We start from the raw sequence: 19909 nt of genomic DNA, 5'->3' as shown, positions 1-19909 counted from the left end.
TTCTCACAGACGAGATCAGTCTCTATAATAGCGATTATTGCCTAAGATATTGAAGAATCTGTCAGCTCAACTCATCGTTACTGATTTTTTCATGGCATAAGTCTAAACCAGTGATGACACATTTCGACCATCGTTTGGGCCAGAACCGGAGGCAATTAGGAACGGAACCCCGTGACGGTGCAGTTAGACCGGGTACCCTTCTCGATCCGTAGTTACCCATATCTACCTACTAAGCACAATTCAGGCCAATGCCGCTTATTACTGCCAGCGCATACTTGGCAACACACAAGTATTAGCCGGAGGGCGGTCAACTATCGGCTCAGCCGGCGGAATTCTCTTGGCGGTGGTTTTAACCGCTTAGAGAATTGGTGTCCTTGAGACGCGACTCACAGCGTCTCAAGGACAAGTTGGAAGACCGCTCCTTGGCTTCCGACGTCCGCCGCCAGCGTTCCGGCCGATAGTTGACCGCCCGGGAGGCGACGTTAACGGCCGTGTCCAAGGAAAAATGGCAACAAAAAAAGCGGCTGGTCAAGAACTTTCTAAACTTGACCGACCGCCAACGGAAGCCGTTCCGGGCGAGCGAAAAATCAAAATCAGTTTCAATTTTCCAAAAAACACGTCGTTTAGGTTTCACGATTGCTTACGTCAACTTTGGTTAACGTAGTCCATGCGCGAGATGAACGCGCTATTACTCATGGTTATTAGCCTGGTTTCACAACACGTCAACAACATGATTGACCACCAATCCAGCCAGAAGATCGATTGGTATCGAAAGTTTTTTCTGCCCGGGACATGTAGAATCTCCCGTACCTTCAGATTACCATTGTTACAGGTGATTAACAATGAAATCGCCCTATTTAACCGCGGGAATCAGCTTAAAGTGCCACTGACCGTTAGTACGATCTGCAACCAGCTCCTGAGTTGGCTCTGGATCGAACCGACCAAGGTTGATTTGAATGTCTCCGTCATCAGTCATACTAATATGGGAGAATCGCCCATCCATAAAGGATCTGAGCGCATCAAAAAAATCTTTGCGATGCTGTGCCTGCTTCACCGCAGCCACTAATGTGAGCCCCTGATCCAGAAGCATTTTGATTTGCTGCACTTGGATCAACGTTTTATAGCTAAATTTGCGATTTTTACCATCGCCGACCTCTTGGCTATGAATATAGCCTTTGCGTTCCCAGTAACGTAACTGGCTCTGCGAGACGCCGGTTGCTTCGGCTACATTTCCAATGCCCAGCACGATATGCTCCATCGAAAACTTTTTAATTAAATTTGTTTCGTCTTCATTCATGAGAAGGATCACCTGCTTTCTGAAAAAATTTCAATTTTTATAAATGCCCGTCTAAGTGCAATGAAAGCGGTCATCAATTTTGATAGGTAATTTAAAAAGGTTGTTCACTTTTCTCCAACCAGTATATATATTTTAAAAAGGTTGTCAAGCTAGTTGACAAAGTAGTTCATTCTACGTATAGTGGTTTCAGAATTAATTTTAGGAAAAAGAGGGAATTATTTTGGGAAATGCAGCATCGCTTGATACAAACGGCAAACCCTACAACCGGAACCTCCTGGTTGTGCTCCTATTAATTGGGACGTTTTGTACCGTTTTAAACCAAACCATTTTAAGTACGGCCTTTCCAACCTTAATGAAGGCCTTTGATGTCTCAACGTCAACCGTGCAATGGTTGACCACGGGATTTCTATTAGTCAACGGGATCATGATCCCAATCAGTGCCTGGTTGCTGAACACCATCAGCTCCAAGGTTTTATACATCAGTGCCATGACGACTTTCTTAGTCGGAACCATCACGTGTTGGGCAGCCGTTAACTTCCCAATGTTATTGGCCGGTCGGTTGATCCAAGCCGTTGGTGTGGGGGTCTCCATGCCATTACTGCAGACCATGATGCTGACAATCTTCCCCGCTAACAAGCGTGGGACTGCCATGGGTCTTGCTGGGATCGTTATCGGTCTGGCACCTGCCATTGGCCCGACCCTTTCAGGGTGGGTCATCGACAACTGGACTTGGCGTGACCTCTTCGGCATGATTATTCCTATCGTTGCCGTTGTCATCTTAGCCAGCTTCTGGCTCATGCGTAGCGTTCTCGAAACGCACAAGGAACCATTAGACGTCCTGTCCGCAATTCTCTCTACTATTGGATTCGGAAGTATGCTGTATGGCTTCTCCTCCGTCGGTGACGATGGTTGGGGTAGCGTCAAAGTGCTCTCTACCTTGATCATCGGGTTCATCTTCGTTGGTCTGTTCATCTGGCGTCAACTCGTCATGGACGACCCATTCTTGAACTTCCGGGTTTACAAGTCTAAGCAATTTACAGTTGCTGCTATCTTAAGTTCCGTGGTCAACATGGCCATGGTCGGTGTTGAAATGGTCATTCCCCTTTACCTTCAAATGGTTAAAGGGATGTCGGCCTTCCATTCTGGATTAACGCTGTTAGCTGGGGCCCTCATGATGGGGATCATGAGTCCCATCACTGGGCGGGCATTTGACCGCTTTGGGGCTAAGCGTTTAGCCACGATGGGGATGTTCCTCCTGACGGTTGGGACCTTACCATTCGTCTGGATCACCAAGGACACCTCAACACTTTACATCGTGATGCTCTACGCCATTCGGATGTTCGGGATTGCCATGGTCATGATGCCTGCAACCACCGCCGGAATGAACGCTTTACCAATGAACATGCTGTCTCATGGGACTGCCGTCAACAACACCCAGCGGCAAGTGGCCAGTTCTGTTGGAACGGCCATCATGGTCAGTGTCTTGACCAACGTGACCAAGAACAGTATGCCAGCTAAGCACGTCTTAACGACGGACCCTCTGAGTTACGCCTCACGTGCCATTAACGCCACTTTGAACGGTTACCATGCTGCCTTCTGGATTGCCATCGGGTTCAGCGTCATTGCCCTGTTCGTGGCCTTCCAATTAAAGGGCTCCCACTCTGTTCATATGGCGGATGAAGATTCTATTAAAGGAGGTGCCGCAAAGTGATTCTCATTACATTAGCTCTCTGTGCGGTTCTCGCTTTCGTGTTTTACGTCTACATGTCTAATCGGGTTCTCGCCAATACGTTAACTACGATCGCAATTATCGGGATGCTGACCAGCATCTTCTTCCTGGTCAAGAACGATCATGACCACTATGGCCTGCACAACGTCACCACGACGTCGACTCAAAAGATTTACTCGGCTTCACCTTCCAAGCAGCTCCCAATGATGATCTACCAATCCATCGGGACAGCTAATAAGCATCAGGTCTACGTTTACAAGACCAGTGCAACCGCCAAGAAGACTAGCCATACCAAGGCTAAAGTCACGACGAAGAACGTGGTTAAACGGACGACAGGTACCAATCGCATCGTCACCAAGAAGGTTTACCGCGAATACAAGAGTGATATGGACAGCTTCTGGTTTGGTCTCACCGGTAACGGTCACAAGTATGTGAAGGAAACCAACACCATTTACATCAACAAGAACTGGACGGTGCTGAGTGCTACGCAAGCCAAGAAGTTACAAAAGCTTGCCAGTTCAAAGGCCTTCCAAGCCAAACAGAAGACGGCGGCTACGGCCTACGTCAAGCAACAAGTCATGGCAGCGATGACCAAGAACCCATCGCTATCAGCGGCAGAACAGAAGAAAGTTACCAAGCAAGCTGCGGCCGCTTACCAAGCCCAAGCCATGCAACAGCTGATCAAACAAGTTAAAGCTGAATAATCGGTAACATCAAAGACGGTCATCCCCTATTGCGGGAATGACCGCCTTTTTTCGTTGTTAATTAACCGCAAAAAAATAACGCCTGCGGCTAAACCGCACGGCGCTACTTGGAACTATATTTACACTATCGTTACTAAACTTGCATGAGTCGAGATTGGCCTTTCCGGCATCGTGGTAACAATCCGGATAAGTCATCTAAAGACGTCCCGTTATCCTGAAAACACTGAATCATGTCGATCCAGTAGAGATCCGAATCGTCGAATTCCGTCGCAGAGTGGTCTGCCCCTAGCAAGCCATGCTTAACGTATTCATCGATCCGACCAGCATCAACATTAGCTGCCTTTGCCAGTTCAGTTAAGTTCATCTTCATCATCTTTACCCCGCTTTCTTCGTTCGTCAATGAGAGTATCATACAACCGCCATCAGTAAAAAGCAACCCTTTTACACGAAGTATTTTTCACAGGAATTTTACATTTTTGTTGCAGAGTGGCCTAGGCCAAAGGTAAGCCCCATAAACCGCGGCACATCAACCTCTGGTTCAGATTGATTGGGACTAATTTGAGTTAATTTTTAGGGTCTAATAACTTTTAACGCATCTCTTATTTCACTGCTTTAGTGTACCACCTTTGCTACCCGCAATTATCTCTGTTTGCCTCCTCTTCACAAATTGGGATAAATAGTTCAGATTGCCGGTTTACCTTCACCGACGATAGCGATAAACTGGTACTTAACTTGATTAATTTTCAATGAGAGGAAGTCTGTCTATGGGTCCTTCACTAACCTTCAGGACCGGCGTCCGCGATGTGTTACCGACTGTTTTTGGCTACATTGGAGTTGGATTAGCATTTGGTATCGTCGCGCACACTAGTCACCTGAGTCTACTGGTCGTGGCCGGTATGTCCTTTATCGTTTACGCGGGTTCCGCACAATTTATCATCACGAGCATGCTCCTGCTACACGATCCCCTGTCCGCCATCTTCATCTCGACCTTTCTGGTCAACTCACGGATGATTCTGATGAGTACCAGTCTGGCCCAATATTTCCGGCACGAATCCCTGTTCAAGAATCTTTTGATTGGGACTCTTGTGACCGATGAGACCTTCGCGCTGGCAATGAACAAGCAGAACAAGACCAACGGCAAGTTGAGCTTTGCCTGGCAATCTGCGGCTAACTTGGTGGCCTACCTGGTCTGGGGCGTGGCAACCATTGTCGGCGCCCTACTGGGAGGCATGATTGCCGACCCAACCCGTTTTGGTTTTGACTTCGCCCTAACAGCCATGTTCATTGGGCTAGTCTACCTCCAGCTGATTAGCGACCGGCGTTTGGGCTTATCCCTGCAACTCATGGTCATGATCTTTGTTGCCATTATTTATTACTTCATGATTGGCCTGATGAGTCAGAACTTTGCCTTACTCGTCGCTACGGTAGCTGGCTGTCTCTTTGGAATGGAGATGAAGAAATGTCGATGAGTTTAACCGAACTGTGGGTGATTCTCGGGTGCGGCGTGATTACCGTCGCTTCACGGGTACTCCCCTTTGCCTTCGTGAAGCAGGTCAGCATGCCGGCTTGGCTGATTGACTTTCTCACGTTTGTTCCCATTACGATCATGACAGCCCTCTGCTGCCAGAGCCTGTTCGTCGCCAATCCTGGCCACCTCGCCACGCTTAACGTGGCTAACTGTCTGGCTGCCATCCCCGCCACGATTGCTGGGGTGCTGACCAAGAGCCTCCTGATGGTCGTCGTTGTCGGCATCATGGCAATGGCCGTCCTGCGCTACTTCTCAATCGGTGGCTAGTTCACCACAAACTCTCTCAGAAATGATAAAGCATCGCTGACGCAAAGGTTGTCAGCGATGCTTTCATTTTATCTCGACTTATTTTAGACATCCTTTGGCAGAATCAGGTTCAGTGTAATCCCCAACACGGCCGCCACCGCTAACCCGGAGAATTCGTACTGACCGAGCTTCAGGTAGGCATTCCCAATCCCGATAACCAGGATCGACGAGGCAATCATCAGGTTGCGCCGTTTGTTGAAGTCGACGTGCTTTTCAATCAGAATGCGCATCCCACTGGAGGCAATCACCCCGAATAATAGGAAGCTGATTCCCCCAATGACCGGGTTGGGAATACTCTCAATCAAGGCGCTCAGCTTGCCGACAAAACTGAAGATGACCGCGAAGACTGCCGCCCCAATCAAGACGTAGACACTGTGAACCCGCGTGATGGCCAGCACCCCGACGTTTTCACCGTAGGAGGTCACGGGCGGTCCACCGACCAGACTAGCCACGATTGAAGCCAGCCCATCCCCAGCTAAAGTATGGTGAAGTCCTGGGTCATCGAAAAAGTTACGGTGCGTCAGTTCGTTTAATACCGTGATGTGGCCGATATGTTCGGTCATCGTCACGAATGCGATGGGTGCGAGGCTCAACACGGCGCCCCAGTAGAAATGTAGCGGATAGCTCACACCCGGGAATTCAAACTTTGGGAGCTGGAACCAGGCCGCTTCCAATACCGGCTTAAAGTCGACTAATCCCGCAATCGCGCCAACCAAGTAACCCACCACGATTCCCAGTAAGATGGGAATCAGCGCGAGGAAGCCCTTTAAGTACAGGTTAAAGGCTACCGTCAGGAGCAACGTGATCATCGCCACCAGGAAGAACTGCCAGTGATAGGTGCCATTGCTGTCCACGGTCGCCTTCTGCGCGGCACTACCGGCCAACGACAACCCGATGACCATGATCATTGGGCCAACGACAATGGGTGGCAGGACCTGATTGATCCATTCCGAGCCAGCTAGCGCAACGATAACAGCCACAATCAGGTAGACCAGTCCCACGGCCATCGTCCCCTGCGCGATTCCCGGATAACCAGTCGTCTTCATCAGGGCCACCATCGGCACGATGAATGAGAAACTCGATCCCATGTATGCTGGAATCTTCCCGCGCGTAATCAGAATGTACATCAGAGTGCCCACCCCAGAGCTAAAGAGCGCAATCCCTGGGTTCAACCCAACCAAAATCGGGACTAAGACGGTGGACCCAAACATGGAGAATAAATGCTGAAGCGATAACCCAAACCACTGTCCCAGACTCGGTCGTTCCCAAATATCGATCAACGCATCTGGATTACGATAACGCGATGGTTCTTTCATCCCACATGACCTCCAGTTCAAAATTGGTTTAAAAAAAGGCGTGCCCGTCCCGTAAGGAAGCGTGCTCGCCCAGTTTACCCAGCTATCGCCGGAAGTCGAACCCTTCACCGCCTCACGGGACGATGTTAAAGGAACTAAATTTTTACTAGTATACGGTCTGTGACAGACCCCTGTCAAGAACAATCGTACCCAGGGGGTCAGGGACTAAACAATCAAATTGTTTAGTCGTTGACCATCCGCCAGTCACCCTGATCAGCCTTGGAGATGTCGTTCAAGAACTTCAAAACCCGCTTGGCCCGGTTGGGTTGTTGCTCATTTAACAGGTTCAGCCCGGCTCCGGTCACCATTGGTTGGCTCAATCGGAAGTCGCCATCGGCCGTCTCCCCAGTCGCAAACGCCATCACGGTCTCGCCGGATTCGATCTGCGTGGTCAGGAAGAACATGGTAAAATCATCGTCTTCCTGCATGTAAGCTGGCATTGCCCAGATGTCGGGCGCAATCTCCTGCATTTCGCCAGTCTCGGTCCCATCAAGGAATTTGAATTCTTTGTGGTTAGCCTGCGTGACGGGTTCTTTCAGAACCAGCATCATTTGGGCAAACTCATCGTCACCCATTTGAATATTGTCTTTCATGTGATTATTCCTCCTAAATATCGTTGAGATTGAACACTGTCGCCTGCGGCTGCCAGGGGTTCTGCCGCTGTGTGGGGATCGCTTGCAGCCAAAGAGCGGGCTTCCAGCTCGGTTCGAAACCTCGCTAGGATCATGCGAGTTTCCAAACGCGTCCCGCGCTGTAAGGCCGGGAAAAATCACCCGGTCTAACACCACTATCACGGCCGGTGCCACCCCTGGCCTCCTCCGGCTACGCTAGTCTTTAATCTGTATACGCTCTTCTGCAGTCACAAATAATAAACACAACACGTTTTTTAATCGCAATAATCGACCCTCACCATACCAATATTTACAGGTACTGTTCGGGCCATGGTTGTCATACTCGCTTACCGGCAATCAGTATTATACCAATATTTACGGCCAAATAAAATTTCATTTATGCCCACAGCATTTTCTAAAAGAGAGGCCAGGACAATTATCCCGGCCTCTCACGTCACTATCTAGTTAGTTCGCAACCCGGGCACGCTGCCCAATCTCTAGTTGCATGTGATAATAGTGGTGATCACCAATCATCTGTTCACCGGAAACTTCGTACCCCATACGCTTATACAAACGCATAGCGGCCGGATTCTCCAGGTCCACATTCAGACCGATCACAGCTTGATTGTCCCGTCGCGCGTAATGTGGCAGCGCCCGCAGTAGCTGGTGGCCAATCCCCTTCCCTTGATGGTCGGGCGACACAGCCAGTGAATCCAGGTACCACTCACCCTTAGCCGTTTCCGACTGGGTTTCAAACGGAACGTCAAACGCAGCACTCTTGGCAGTGATTTGCGTAAAGACATCGTCCACAGTTTCTTCTCGTTCTCCGGGGTAGCCAAAGGCCATCCCCACGACTTGGCCATCGGCCTCGGCCACCACTGTGGTTGCCGGTCCAGACAAGTATGTCCGGGTCCGGTACGCCGCCGTAATGGCCTTCAATAAGTCGGGTTCGGGAACGTCTTCCAAATCTGTCAGTTCCATCTCATCGTAGATCAAGTTCATCAACGGCGCTATCTGAGGAGCGTCCGTTGGTTGAGCCTCGCGAATTATCACAAAAAATCCTCCATTTCTAGTTCTCTCACTAGCCTAATGGAGGATGCAGTGTTTGTCAAAGATTTTGCCAAACTGAGCGGAAAGCTTGCCACTCACTTATGTAGCGGTCATGACGTTTGGCTGGTCGCCTAATCCGAACTATAGCGTCGGAATTGACGTCACCAAACCCAGCTTAATTTTCGCTGACAAGCCGTTTAAGACTACTTGCCTTACGATCAGCGGCCCGCTTGCCAAATATCAGTCCAACGGCAAATAAGGCGCTAGCTGTTATCCATGTTCTCATGGGGGGACTCCCTTCGTTTTGCCGAATCTGAACTTCCGGCGTCGTGCGCCCGTAATTCGGCTAGTTCTTGGCGAATTTCGCCTAAAATTTCAAGTTGAAAACGTGCGATCTCCATTGTATGGGGGACCTGATTCTGTGCGAGGTGATCGACCTTAGCGTGAAGCAAACGAAGCTCGTGCTCCGACTTCAGATTGACATGGTAGTCGTTTTCAGCCATCATGCGATCACGATCGGCGGAACGATTCTGGCTCATCATGATGATGGGTGCCTGAATTGCCGCCACGCAACTTAGTACTAAATTTAACAGAATGAAGGGGTAGTTGTCAAAGTTGACCCCAAATAAATGCAGACCATTGACGATCATCCAGCCAATCAAGACGAACATGAAAACAAAGATAAAGCCCCAGGAACCACCGAAACGAGCCACATCATCGGATACCTTCTGCCCAAATGTCAGACTCTCTGACAAGCTATCATTCACGTCAATAATATCGTAGTCATCGCTCTGCAGGGCCTTCGTCAGCTTCTGATTGATCTTCTTAGTCTGCTTCATATCGGCATTGATTAGGGCGTCCACGTGCTCCAGACGGTACTTTAAGAGGTGATGGCCACAGATATAGTCAGTCGGCTTACTCTGCGGATAATCCCGCTTAATTCGATTTCTCAGCCCAGCGTCTAATTCTGCCAATCGCAGGCTGCCCTCTAAAGAAACAGGGTCACCATCGACCAAACAGTGAAATTGTTCATCTGCCATTCATGTCACTCCTTAATTGCTTAACGAGCTGCTGCCAATCCGCAGGTACCTCGCTGATAAAAGACCGACCCTCTTGGGTAAAGGGGTCGGTAAAACTCAAAGTATGCGCATGCAAGGCCTGCCGTGTCATCCCGCCCATTTCGGGACCATCATAGAGGTGATCGCCAATCAGGGGATGATCTAAATAAGCAAAGTGGGCGCGAATCTGATGGGTCCGTCCCGTGTGTAGCTTAACTTCCACCATCGTGGCCTGGGCAAAGCGTTCCTTGACCCAGTACTCGGTTTGCGCCGGCTTGCCAGCCGGTGAGACCATCTGATTGTAGCCAGTTGGATCACTCGCCAATGGCTCATCGATCATGCCGTGGTCCTGCGACAATCGACCGCTAACGATGGCCAGGTACCGCTTATCCACCTGATGTTGGGCCTGCAACTGACTCGCAAGACTATTAGCCAGACGGTGCCGGGCAACCCAGACCACCCCACTGGTGAACCGGTCCAACCGCGTTAAGATATGGGGCACCCGATTCTCAGCCTGCGTTTGCGCCCAGTGACCCTTGATCCGATTGACCAGGGTATCCGTCCGGTTAGCAGGCCCAGGCACCACGTTGAGACCGGCTGGCTTGTCGATCACCAACCAGTCCCGATTTTCAAACAAAACGGTGATGGGGACTGTGCTCGTCGCCACGTCGGGATCATCTGCTTCAGCAGGTAGCGTAACCGCCACTACATCCCCCACCTTCAGGGTTACTGCGGGAGTGACGACCGTGTCATTAACCCGAATCGTCCCATTTTCTTTCAAGTCACTAAAAACGCGGTGACTAACACCCTGCTGGTTCAAGAACCGTTTGAGACTCGTCACTGGATTTGTTACCTGCCACGTTAATTCCATGCCATAATTTCCCTTCTATTCAATCGCGAGGTCGACCATCCAATCAAGGTCGTCGTTGCGGTCGTTCAGCCATTCCGGGTGAGCGGCTAATGCTTCATTGATCTGCGCGATTCGCCCAGCAAACGGGAAATGCAACGTTAATTCTTCGTTCGCGCCACTGACAATAAGAAATGGCGTCCCTAAGTGGACCCGCCCCTCTGTAACCTGCCACGTAATCTTCTGAACGGGACCTAACAGTTCTCGCCCGTCATCGGCGAATCCGATGCGGATGATACCTTGTTCCAATGGTGTCAGCCACAGAGCACTGGCACTTACTTCTGGCTTGTCGATCATTCTCGTCACCCCTTATGTGCTGTTAGTTCTGATTACAAATTGACACTCGTTAATTGCTTATTTGATAACCCGACTGCAACTGCAGTAGGCGTGGGTAAAATTCTTCTAATCACGATACATTTTAACATAGGCATAGAAGTGGCGGGAATTATTTCACCCTTTTCTGGCATTAGTCTGGCCGAGTCGTTATAATAAAACCAGTTAAAGGGGGAGAAAATTATGATGATGTCGCACAATATCTTAACGGGGACACTAATACTATTAGCGGGAATTGCGTTGCTGATTTTTATCATCTTTAAGTTATTTCCACAAACAAACCACAAGGCCGATGCCGACACGAGGACCTTACTGATTATCTTTACAGTCGTTGGAATTGGATTGTTGGGCATGGGTAGCTGGGTCTGCTTCATCTAGAGTTCAGTAATCAACTGCTAAAAAGTCACAGGGACTTGCGAACTAAATCGCAGGTACTTGTGACTTTTTTGTCGTCTATTAAATTACTCCGTGTAGTCCTCAGAGGCAGCCAAGGTTTCGGTTTCCTTAGCATGCGTCCCCTGTTGTTCGATTTCTTCCAGCGTCCGTCCCTTAGTTTCTGGAACACAGAACCGGACGAAAACCACACCCAGCAAGCAGATTACCCCAAAGATGGCGAAAACAGCTTCTTGAGACATGGCAGCGGTCATGACTGGGAATAACAGACCTACGGCGAATGACCCGATCCAGTTAAAGGATGAAGCCAAGCCGGAAGCCCGACCACGGACGGCCAATGGGAAGACTTCCCCAATCAGCACCCAGGTCAGCGGCGCCCACGTGAAGGAGTAGAACGCCACGTAGATGGACAGGAAGACCACAATCAACATGGGGTTACTGTTGAGGTGCGTCACATTCAGGAAGGCTGGCAATAGGAAGGACAGACCCATGACGGCCCCGCCCAAGATCAACAGTGCCCGCCGATTGAATTTATCGGCGATCCACAGGAAGACTAAGGACCCAACAACGAGAATAATACCTTGAATAATTGGCCACATCAGAGCATTGCTAGCAGCGCTCCCGGTAGCCTGTTGCACGATCAGTGGAATGTAGTAGAAAATAGCATTGGCACCTTGGAATTGCTGGAAAGCCGCGACACCGACCCCAGCAATCACTAGGTAACGGTATTTACCGGAGAATAACGTTGCCCAAGAGGTATTCTTAGCAGCAACACTTTCCGTTTTAGCCGTGCTTTGAATCGTCGCAATCTCGTCTTCAATTTCATCAGCCGGACGAATGTAGCTCAAGACCGTTCGAGCGGCGTCTAATTGCCCATTTTTAATTAAGAAACGTGGTGATTCTGGTAACCGGAGCACCCCAGCAAATAAAATAATTGCGGGAATTGCAGCGGAGCCAAGCATCAGTCGCCAAGCGAAGGCTTCTGGCAACCCTTTCAGAAGAAAGTCGACAACGTAGGAAATCAACATCCCGGAGACAATCATCGTCTGGTTGATCCCCGTTAACCGGCCTCGTAACCGTGCTGGAGACATTTCGGACATGTAGGCTGGCACTAGCGCTGAAGCAGCCCCTACGGCCAAACCAAGGAAGATTCGGACGCCAATCAGGTAGTATTCGCCCAGGTTAGGCACCATGGCGGACATCAAGGACCCCAGCGCAAAAATCAAGGCTGAAAGCAGAATCATCTTCCGCCGCCCAAGCTTATCTGACAGTTGACCAGAAAGCGCGCCACCAAAGATAGCCCCAAACATAACGGCTGAAGTGATCCAGCCAATTAGTGTTGCGTTGGACAAGCTCCAGTCCGTCTCGAGGAATGGTAATGCCCCCGTCATGACCCCGATGTCATAACCGAATAAAATCCCCCCGAAGGAGCCAAAGAAATAGATGTAACCGCTTGAAATTTTCTTGTTGCCTTTCACTTTAAAAATACCTCCCAATGTCTCTGCGTGTTCTCTCTGTGCCAAATCGGGCTAAAGGTAAATTGGTCCGATAAATCATAGTTATCGTTTCAACGTCAGGAAAACCGGTGTTTACCAGAATTTAGGTAAAACGTTTTCACAAACGCAATACAAGTATTTTAGAACAGTTATACGGATAAATCAATAGTGTTTTTGATTGTGCGGATGATTTTTCAAAGCGCTTTCTTTAACAAATCCCGGTATGAAAGCAACCGCTTGCTCTAAAAGTTTTTTCGCAAATTGACTTTTTATCACAAAAAAAGTGACTCATCAGAACCCCTCACCCATAAGGATGGAAGCGTTCTGATGAGTCACTTAATAATGGATTACCGTTCAAAGGTATCTTTCACCCTTTGAACCTGGTATAGTCGGTCTAATCTAAGTGCTTAACGACCCGGGCTGGATTACCTGCAACAACCACGTTGTCTCCAAAAGACTTCGTGACCACGCTACCAGCACCAACGATCACGTTATTCCCTAACGTTACGCCAGGGCAGATAATGGCACCACCACCGACCCAGACATCATCGCCCAGGGTCACAGGCTTACCGATACCCATGGCACCGTTACGTCGCAACTTAGGATCTGCCGGATGGTTCACGGAATAGATCTGTACCTTGGGCCCTAATAAGCAATGTTTCCCGATTCGAATAGGGGCAACATCGAGCATCACACAATCATAGTTGGCAAAGAAATCCTCATCCACGTAGATGTTATAGCCGTAATCACACTTGAAGCTCGCATGAACACTAACGTCCTTACCCGTGGAACCAAAGAGCTTCTTAACGAGCTTTTCACTCTGTTCGGGATCGCTTTCCCCTAAAGCATTGATGGCTTCGACTTGCTTACGAGCGGCACCCCGTTCGGCAACCAATTCGTCGTTATAAACGTCGAACAACTCACCGGTGATCATTTTCTCTTTTTCTGATTTTCCCATATTCTCTTCCTCCTTGCACGTTCCTGTTGAAGCCACGATCCGATCTGACAACACACAATAGCTAACAAGCACAGCTAGAACCGGTCACCACAGCCTCGCAACGAGTTCAATCGTCTCTCAGTGCGCAATCAACGCCTCAAGACGTTGCTGAGAACGACGACTCAACATCTAGAACCTACCTGACCACATTTTCACTGTCTCACTTACCCATTCCACGTCACAATCGTCGGCCGCTTGACTGGTTAAACAAAAATGGCCGGAGCTGCTCTCGGCAACCCCAACCATTTTTTCAGTCATTAATGACTATTTGATGAATGCCTTGTTCATGTTAACCATAGTAGCAAAGTCTTCCATTTGTTCTTCAGTCAGAGCGAATGAGAGCATAGTGTGGTGACCACCACCGGCTTGCATCCAAGCTAAGGCACCCTTTTCAAGGCCAACCTTTGGCGTCCAGAGTTGCTTAGCAACTGGCAACTTAGGAGTCTCAGCTTCTGGCTTGTGGGCAGCTACGGCGTAACTGATCATCTTGAAGCCGTCACGGAAGTCAGAGACAGTAACGTCAATGGCGTCACCTTCTGAACCAGTGAAGACAAGACGTGCAGGGTCAGCCTTACCACCAATGTCCAATGGGTGAACTTCAACACGAGGCTTGTCGGAAGCGATAGTTGGGTCAACTTCCAGCATGTGAGAACCAAGGATAGCCTTGTGACCCTCACGTAAGTCAAGTGTGTAGTCTTCCATGAAGGCAGTCTTCTTACCGTGGGACATGATCTTCATGACACGGCCAAGAGCAGCGGTCTTCCAGTCACCTTCGGCACCGAAGCCATAACCGTCACGAATTAACAATTGTGCGGCTAAACCAGGTAATTGTTCCATACCCCAGAGGTCTTCGAAGTTCGTGGTGAAGGCAGTGTAGCCACCCTTTTCCAAGAAGCTCTTGATTCCAAGGTATTGCTTCAATTGAACACGTACTGAATGCTTGTACTTGTCAGCATCGTTGTCGCCTTGAACCATGGTGTACTTGCTTTCCAAGTCAGTGTATTCCTTGTCGATGTCAGCATCCTTAACCTTGTTGATTTCTTCAACTAAGTCACCGATACCGTAGTAGTCAACAGTCCAGCCCATTTGGATTTGTGCTTGTACTTTGTCACCTTCAGTAACGGCAACGTTACGCATGGTGTCTCCGAAACGAGCAACCTTAACCTTGAAGCTTTCGTTGTAAGCTACAGCAACATCTTCCCAAGAAGCAATCTTGTCTTGGACTTCTTCGTCACCCCAGTAGCCGTAAACGATCTTGTTGTTCTTTTGTAAACGAGCATTGATGTAAGCATATTCACGGTCACCATGCGCACTTTGGTTCAAGTTCATGTAATCAAAGTCAATGTCAGCGTATGGAATCTTGTTTAAGTATTGCGTAGCCAAGTGAAGTAATGGCTTTTGCAACAATTCAGTCCCACGGATCCAGTTCTTGGCTGGAGAGAACGTGTGCATCCAGGTAATAACCCCGGCAACTTTATCGTTGTAGTTAACTTCCTTCATGAAGTTAGTGATGCTTTCGGCAGTCGTCATAACATCCTTGAAGACAACCTTGTAAGGTAACTTGCCGCTTGCGTTTAACTTGTCGGCAATGTCTTGAGCATCCTTGGCAACAGACTTCAATTGTTCTTCACCATAGAGATGTTGACTACCGGTAACAAACCAAAATTCATAATCAGGAACTGATAACATAATTTAAGCACTCCTTCTATATAATTGATTGTTATTCATGAAGCAATTGATACCAGATTATTCACGCGCCGCATGACTCTGCGACTTGGCATTGTTTTGCCCATAATAAGCGTTCTTACCGTGCTTACGGTAATAGTGCTTATCCAACAGATATTGTGGCAATTCCAGGTTCTTATGGGTTAATTGCATGGAGTGATAATCTTCTTCAGCAACCACTTCCAAAACTTTGGCATTGTACACGGCCTTAGCTGGAGTAGGACCCCAAGCGAATGGCCCATGTTGACTAACCAGAGCGGCTGGAATAGCTTCGTAATCCAAACCACGTTCCTTGAAGGTCTTGACAATGGTTTTACCCGTATTGCCTTCGTAGTCTTCTTCGATTTCTTCCTTGGTCAATGCATCGGCCGCTGGAACATCACCGTAGAACGTGTCGGCGTGCGTCGTGTTCATTGCTGGAACGTCTAAGTTGGCGCCAGCATAGGATACGGCCCATGGAGAGTGCGTGTGCACAATCCCACCAATGTTTGGAAATGCGTTGTAAAGTACCGTATGCGTTGGTGTGTCGCTGGATGGGTTCATGTCCCCTTCAACAACTTCACCTTGCAAGTTTACGACGACCAAGTCGCTAGGCTTCAGCTTGTCGTAATCAACCCCTGAAGGCTTGATGACGAACAGACCCTTTTCCCGGTCGATCCCGGAAACGTTACCCCAAGTAAAGGTAACCAGGCCAAGCTTTGGCAATTGCATGTTGGCTTCGTAAACCTCTTGCTTTAATTCCTCTAACATTCAATTAACTTCCTCTCTTAGTCGCTAATTGCATCGCCAGCGGCAGCTTCCACCGGCAAGCCACCTTGATACTTTTCGATGAACTTCTGGTATCCAGCAACCCCTTCAGGTTCTGGACTCAAAGTCATGGATTCTGGGTTCGTGAACACTTCTTGATCCAAGAAGTCTTCCAATGATTCATCGGTATCGCGCTTAGCATATACAGCTAAGACCGCCATCCCCCATGGACCACCTTCGCCGGCAGTACTCATAACAGTGATTGGCACGTTCAACGCATTGGCCAAAACTTGTTGACCAATAACAGGTGTCCGGAATAAACCACCTTGGGCAATCATAACATCAGTATGAACATGTTCTTGATTGATCAAGATGTCCATCCCAATCTTCAATGGTGCAAAGGCAGCGTATAACTGAGTTTGCATGAAGTTTGGTAAGCTAAACTTGCTGTTTGGTGTCCGGACGAATAATGGACGACCAGCCTTGATCTTGGTGATATTTTCACCAGATTGATAGCTGTAGTTGACCAATCCACCAGCATCTGGGTCTGCCTTAGCTGCTTCTAAGAAGAGCGTTTCGTACAGACGGTCTGGCTTCAATTCAACACCCAAACGGGCAGCAAATTCGTTGAAGACACTAGCCCAAGCATTAATATCTGAAGAACAGTTGTTAATGTGGACCATGGCTACTGGTGAGCCATCTGGGGTCATCACGATATCAATATCGCGGTAAACCTTAGTCAATGGCTTGTCCAAGACGTTCATGGAGAAGGATGAGGTCCCAACGGAGATATTCCCAGTCCGCTTCCGCACACTGTTCGTACCAACCATCCCGGTACCAGCATCCCCTTCAGGTGGTGCCATCACACTACCGGCTTCCAAGTTGCCATTAGCATCCAGGAGACTAGCCCCTTCAGCGGTCAAGTGACCGGCAACCTTACCAGCTGGTAAGATATCAGGCAAGATGTCTTCGATGTCCCAAGGGTATTGCTTAACGTTGTCGAGGTTGCTGAATTTCTCCAACATCTTCTTGTCGTAAGAACCCGTCTTGTCATCGATTGGGAAGACACCAGAAGCATCCCCAACACCTAAGACCTTTTCGCCAGATAATTTCCAAGTTACGTAGCCGGCTAAACTGGTAATGAAGTTCACGTTGCGAACGTGGTCTTCACCATTCAGGATAGCTTGGTACAGATGAGCAATACTCCAACGTTGTGGAATGTTGAAATCGAACAACTTGGTCAATTCATCAGCGGATTGTTCCGTGATGTTGTTCCGCCAAGTCCGGAATGGTACCAACAATTTGCCACTCTTATCGAATGCCAAGTAACCATGCATCATGGCACTGACCCCGACGGCACTGATCTTAGTCAAAGCACTGTGATACTTGCTTTGTACATCGGCTGCCATTTGCGTGTAGCTTTGTTGAATTCCAGTCCAAACTTCGTCGATAGGATATGTCCAGACACCGTCTTCAAAGCGGTTTTCCCAAACATAACTGCCTGAGGCGATAGTATTGAAGTCATCAGTGACCAATACCGCTTTAATCCGGGTTGAACCTAACTCAATCCCTAAGGAAACCTCACCGGCTTCGATAGCGCGAGTCGTTTCAACTAAGTTCATTTAACTTACCTCCCAATAATTTTAAATCGAGAATTACTAGTCGTTGTTCGTAGCTTCTTTGCTCTTACCATGGTTAGTCCCACGAGCTTCGATTTCTTCAAGTGAGTGACCACGAGTTTCTGGAACGCAGAAACGAATGAACAGAACACCGAATACACAGATGATACCGAAGATAGCGAACACAGCTTCTTGTGACATTGCAGCAGTCAAGATAGGGAAGATCAAACCAACAGCCCATGAACCGATCCAGTTAAATGATGAAGCTAAACCAGATGCACGGCCCCGAACAGCTAATGGGAAGATTTCACCAACGAGGACCCAGGTAAGTGGTGCCCAAGTGAATGAGTAGAATGCAACGTAGATTGACAAGAAGACAACGATCATCATTGGACTTGCGTTAGGAACTAACTTGTTGATGATAGCTGGTAACAGGAATGACAGAGCCATAACCGTACCACCCATAGTCAACAACGTCCGACGGTTGAACTTTTCAGCGATCACGATGTAGAGTAATGAACCAAGAACTAACAGAACACCTTGAATGATTGGCCACATCAGAGCAGAACTTGCGGCGTTACCAGTAGCCTTTTCAACGATCAGTGGAATGTAGTAGAAGATCGCGTTGGCACCTTGGAATTGTTGGAAAGTCGCAACCCCAACACCGGCAATAACTAAGTAACGATACTTGCTGTTGAATAAGGTAGCCCATGAAGTCTTTTGTAAGTTACTCTTTTCAGTTTCAGCAGTCTTTTGAATTGATTCAACTTCTGGGTCAATTTCTTCTGGCTTACGTACGTATGAAAGAACGGTACGTGCTTCGTCGAGTTTACCAGTCTTGATTAAGAAACGTGGTGATTCTGGTAATTTCAGAACCCCGAAGAAGAGGATGAAGGCAGGCACTGAAGCCAAGCCTAACATTAAGCGCCATGACATATTGCCAGGCATGTCTTTTAAGAGAAAGTCGACAACGTAGGAAATTAACATCCCAGAAACAATCATGGTCTGGTTCATCCCAGAAAGGTTACCACGCAAACGCGCTGGTGCCATTTCTGACATGTAGGCTGGGACCAAGGCTGAGGCAGCACCAACGGCTAACCCCAAGAAGATCCGCATCCCGATTAAGTAGTAAGTCCCACCGTTAGGAGCAAACCCACAAAGGATTGATCCAACAGCGAAGATTAAGGATGACAACAAGATCATCCGCCGACGACCTAACTTATCGGCAAGTTGACCAGCAATTGCGGCACCGAAGATGGCACCGAACATAACTGATGAAGTAACCCAACCGATTAATGAAGCGTTAGTCAATGCCCAGTCGGTCTTCAAGAATGGTAAGGCACCGGTCATAACACCGATATCGTAACCGAACAGAATTCCACCGAACGATCCAAAGAAGAATATGAATTTACTTGAAACTTTCTTTTCCGCTTTCGCTTCCAAATTTCGTTCCTCCTAAGTTTAAAGGGGTCAAAGATAAAAACTAAATAATGGCTTTTCCCGCTTAACTATTGATAGAAATGAAGCAGTTCCACCTGGTGTTAATCACCCTTCTAGACTGGCCGGCCAGCCCTAAAATTCCGGTTAACTTTGTGAAGCGTTTTCATTTCTGAACAAACTTAGTGTATTATATTTATACGCATAAATCAACACCTATTTTTTATATGCGGATTAATATCTCGTGAAAACCCTTGCTATAACACGGGTTTGCGGAATTTTATTTTTTTGAAAGCGTTTCCGAATCCCGTCAAGTTAAGCCTTTTACTTCGACCGAACCCTTTCAATCAATTCGCGGTACAGACCAGTTTATTGGGAAATGTTTTTTTAATCGGACAAGTTCCGTCTCCACATTTCCGATCCATTCAGTTGGTTGGTTAGTTATCGGGCGATTGCCACAATCCCCACAATTGGGTGCCCACTCCCCCCTCAGTTAGTCGATTAACCCCACGTGCAAGTTCATTGATTGACAGCGGCACAAATAAAAACCACCCGTTGAACGGGTGGTTTTCTCGAGGGCTATAAGCCCTGGGTTACTGGCCAGCGTCTCAAGGCGC

Annotated in this window: 20 protein-coding genes; 6 read left to right on the top strand and 14 right to left on the bottom strand. The window is 48.4% G+C overall.

The window, feature by feature from the left end:
- Positions 1-491 precede the first annotated feature (491 nt).
- Positions 492-659, top strand: a complete 168-nt coding sequence (locus EKM73_RS12780; RefSeq protein WP_164508901.1) for a hypothetical protein — start codon at positions 492-494, stop codon at positions 657-659.
- Positions 660-853: 194 nt separating this feature from the next.
- Here EKM73_RS12780 and EKM73_RS08365 read toward each other — a convergent pair whose 3' ends face one another.
- Complete coding sequence (locus EKM73_RS08365) at positions 854-1297, bottom strand: MerR family transcriptional regulator (RefSeq protein ID WP_125701508.1); 444 nt, start codon at positions 1295-1297, stop codon at positions 854-856.
- A gap of 220 nt (positions 1298-1517) precedes the next feature.
- Between EKM73_RS08365 and EKM73_RS08360 the strand changes: the two genes are divergently transcribed.
- Together EKM73_RS08360 and EKM73_RS08355 are read left to right on the top strand one after the other, a co-directional pair.
- Positions 1518-3008, top strand: coding sequence for an MDR family MFS transporter (locus EKM73_RS08360; protein ID WP_125701507.1), 1491 nt, complete (start codon positions 1518-1520; stop codon positions 3006-3008).
- A complete protein-coding gene (locus EKM73_RS08355) occupies positions 3005-3730 on the top strand; it encodes a DUF4811 domain-containing protein (RefSeq protein ID WP_125701506.1) in 726 nt (241 codons plus the stop codon). Before EKM73_RS08360 ends, EKM73_RS08355 begins: the two co-directional genes overlap by 4 nt.
- Before the next feature lie 133 nt (positions 3731-3863).
- On the opposite strand, the gene EKM73_RS08350 is transcribed toward EKM73_RS08355, so the two are convergent.
- Positions 3864-4130 (bottom strand): MerR family transcriptional regulator, encoded by a 267-nt coding sequence (locus tag EKM73_RS08350; RefSeq protein WP_225421356.1) that lies wholly within the window; start codon positions 4128-4130, stop codon positions 3864-3866.
- 364 nt (positions 4131-4494) lie between these two features.
- Between EKM73_RS08350 and EKM73_RS08345 the strand changes: the two genes are divergently transcribed.
- Together EKM73_RS08345 and EKM73_RS08340 are read left to right on the top strand one after the other, a co-directional pair.
- A complete protein-coding gene (locus EKM73_RS08345; protein WP_125701505.1) occupies positions 4495-5199 on the top strand; it encodes an AzlC family ABC transporter permease in 705 nt (234 codons plus the stop codon).
- Entirely contained in the window at positions 5190-5525 is a 336-nt protein-coding gene (locus EKM73_RS08340) for an AzlD domain-containing protein (protein WP_125701504.1), read from the top strand. Before EKM73_RS08345 ends, EKM73_RS08340 begins: the two co-directional genes overlap by 10 nt.
- A gap of 83 nt (positions 5526-5608) precedes the next feature.
- Here the strand turns inward: EKM73_RS08340 and EKM73_RS08335 are convergent, their stop codons facing one another.
- From EKM73_RS08335 to EKM73_RS08305, 6 genes are all read right to left on the bottom strand, one after another.
- A complete protein-coding gene (locus EKM73_RS08335; protein WP_125701503.1) occupies positions 5609-6880 on the bottom strand; it encodes a uracil-xanthine permease family protein in 1272 nt (423 codons plus the stop codon).
- 221 nt (positions 6881-7101) lie between these two features.
- Positions 7102-7512 (bottom strand): hypothetical protein, encoded by a 411-nt coding sequence (locus tag EKM73_RS08330; RefSeq protein WP_125701502.1) that lies wholly within the window; start codon positions 7510-7512, stop codon positions 7102-7104.
- Positions 7513-7995: 483 nt separating this feature from the next.
- On the bottom strand, positions 7996-8583 hold the full coding sequence (locus tag EKM73_RS08320; RefSeq protein ID WP_125701501.1) for a GNAT family N-acetyltransferase: 588 nt from the start codon (positions 8581-8583) through the stop codon (positions 7996-7998).
- A gap of 260 nt (positions 8584-8843) precedes the next feature.
- Entirely contained in the window at positions 8844-9620 is a 777-nt protein-coding gene (locus EKM73_RS08315; protein WP_125701500.1) for a DUF1003 domain-containing protein, read from the bottom strand.
- Positions 9610-10509 carry an RluA family pseudouridine synthase gene (locus EKM73_RS08310; protein WP_125701499.1) on the bottom strand — a complete coding sequence of 300 codons (900 nt, stop codon included), beginning with the start codon at positions 10507-10509 and terminating at the stop codon, positions 9610-9612. The genes EKM73_RS08315 and EKM73_RS08310 overlap by 11 nt, the downstream gene beginning before the upstream one ends.
- A 15-nt stretch (positions 10510-10524) precedes the next feature.
- Complete coding sequence (locus EKM73_RS08305; protein WP_125701498.1) at positions 10525-10842, bottom strand: glycine cleavage system H protein (lipoate-binding); 318 nt, start codon at positions 10840-10842, stop codon at positions 10525-10527.
- A 219-nt stretch (positions 10843-11061) separates the two neighbouring features.
- Between EKM73_RS08305 and EKM73_RS08300 the strand changes: the two genes are divergently transcribed.
- The gene (locus tag EKM73_RS08300; RefSeq protein ID WP_125701497.1) at positions 11062-11256 is read left to right on the top strand and encodes a hypothetical protein; all 195 of its coding nucleotides are present in this window, start codon (positions 11062-11064) and stop codon (positions 11254-11256) included.
- 83 nt (positions 11257-11339) lie between these two features.
- Here the strand turns inward: EKM73_RS08300 and EKM73_RS08295 are convergent, their stop codons facing one another.
- The 6 genes from EKM73_RS08295 to EKM73_RS08270 all read right to left on the bottom strand — a co-directional run bounded on the left by EKM73_RS08295 (position 11340) and on the right by EKM73_RS08270 (position 19298).
- A complete protein-coding gene (locus tag EKM73_RS08295; RefSeq protein ID WP_125701496.1) occupies positions 11340-12749 on the bottom strand; it encodes a sugar porter family MFS transporter in 1410 nt (469 codons plus the stop codon).
- Positions 12750-13161: 412 nt separating this feature from the next.
- Complete coding sequence (locus tag EKM73_RS08290; RefSeq protein WP_125701495.1) at positions 13162-13725, bottom strand: sugar O-acetyltransferase; 564 nt, start codon at positions 13723-13725, stop codon at positions 13162-13164.
- A 303-nt stretch (positions 13726-14028) separates the two neighbouring features.
- Complete coding sequence (gene araA, locus EKM73_RS08285; protein WP_125701494.1) at positions 14029-15453, bottom strand: L-arabinose isomerase; 1425 nt, start codon at positions 15451-15453, stop codon at positions 14029-14031.
- Positions 15454-15510: 57 nt separating this feature from the next.
- Entirely contained in the window at positions 15511-16239 is a 729-nt protein-coding gene (locus EKM73_RS08280; RefSeq protein ID WP_125701493.1) for an L-ribulose-5-phosphate 4-epimerase, read from the bottom strand.
- Positions 16240-16256: 17 nt separating this feature from the next.
- Positions 16257-17858 (bottom strand): xylulokinase, encoded by a 1602-nt coding sequence (locus EKM73_RS08275; RefSeq protein WP_125701492.1) that lies wholly within the window; start codon positions 17856-17858, stop codon positions 16257-16259.
- A gap of 36 nt (positions 17859-17894) precedes the next feature.
- Positions 17895-19298 carry a sugar porter family MFS transporter gene (locus tag EKM73_RS08270; RefSeq protein ID WP_125701491.1) on the bottom strand — a complete coding sequence of 468 codons (1404 nt, stop codon included), beginning with the start codon at positions 19296-19298 and terminating at the stop codon, positions 17895-17897.
- Positions 19299-19909: the final 611 nt, after the last annotated feature.

The sequence above is a fragment of the Levilactobacillus fuyuanensis genome (assembly GCF_003946395.1).
Lineage (GTDB): Bacteria > Bacillota > Bacilli > Lactobacillales > Lactobacillaceae > Levilactobacillus > Levilactobacillus fuyuanensis.
Note: the sequence above shows the minus strand (reverse complement) of the source record. Positions and strands in the feature narration are given on the sequence as shown.

Excerpts from the sequence above, each read along its gene's own strand:
- EKM73_RS08365 (WP_125701508.1), bottom strand. The coding sequence starts at position 1,297 with ATGAATGAAGACGAAACAAATTTAATTAAAAAGTTTTCGATGGAGCAT.
- EKM73_RS08345 (WP_125701505.1), top strand. The coding sequence starts at position 4,495 with ATGGGTCCTTCACTAACCTTCAGGACCGGCGTCCGCGATGTGTTACCG.
- EKM73_RS08340 (WP_125701504.1), top strand. The coding sequence starts at position 5,190 with ATGTCGATGAGTTTAACCGAACTGTGGGTGATTCTCGGGTGCGGCGTG.
- EKM73_RS08335 (WP_125701503.1), bottom strand. The coding sequence starts at position 6,880 with ATGAAAGAACCATCGCGTTATCGTAATCCAGATGCGTTGATCGATATT.
- EKM73_RS08330 (WP_125701502.1), bottom strand. The coding sequence starts at position 7,512 with ATGAAAGACAATATTCAAATGGGTGACGATGAGTTTGCCCAAATGATG.
- EKM73_RS08315 (WP_125701500.1), bottom strand. The coding sequence starts at position 9,620 with ATGGCAGATGAACAATTTCACTGTTTGGTCGATGGTGACCCTGTTTCT.
- EKM73_RS08310 (WP_125701499.1), bottom strand. The coding sequence starts at position 10,509 with ATGGAATTAACGTGGCAGGTAACAAATCCAGTGACGAGTCTCAAACGG.
- EKM73_RS08305 (WP_125701498.1), bottom strand. The coding sequence starts at position 10,842 with ATGATCGACAAGCCAGAAGTAAGTGCCAGTGCTCTGTGGCTGACACCA.
- EKM73_RS08300 (WP_125701497.1), top strand. The coding sequence starts at position 11,062 with ATGATGATGTCGCACAATATCTTAACGGGGACACTAATACTATTAGCG.
- EKM73_RS08290 (WP_125701495.1), bottom strand. The coding sequence starts at position 13,725 with ATGGGAAAATCAGAAAAAGAGAAAATGATCACCGGTGAGTTGTTCGAC.
- araA (WP_125701494.1), bottom strand. The coding sequence starts at position 15,453 with ATGTTATCAGTTCCTGATTATGAATTTTGGTTTGTTACCGGTAGTCAA.
- EKM73_RS08280 (WP_125701493.1), bottom strand. The coding sequence starts at position 16,239 with ATGTTAGAGGAATTAAAGCAAGAGGTTTACGAAGCCAACATGCAATTG.
- EKM73_RS08275 (WP_125701492.1), bottom strand. The coding sequence starts at position 17,858 with ATGAACTTAGTTGAAACGACTCGCGCTATCGAAGCCGGTGAGGTTTCC.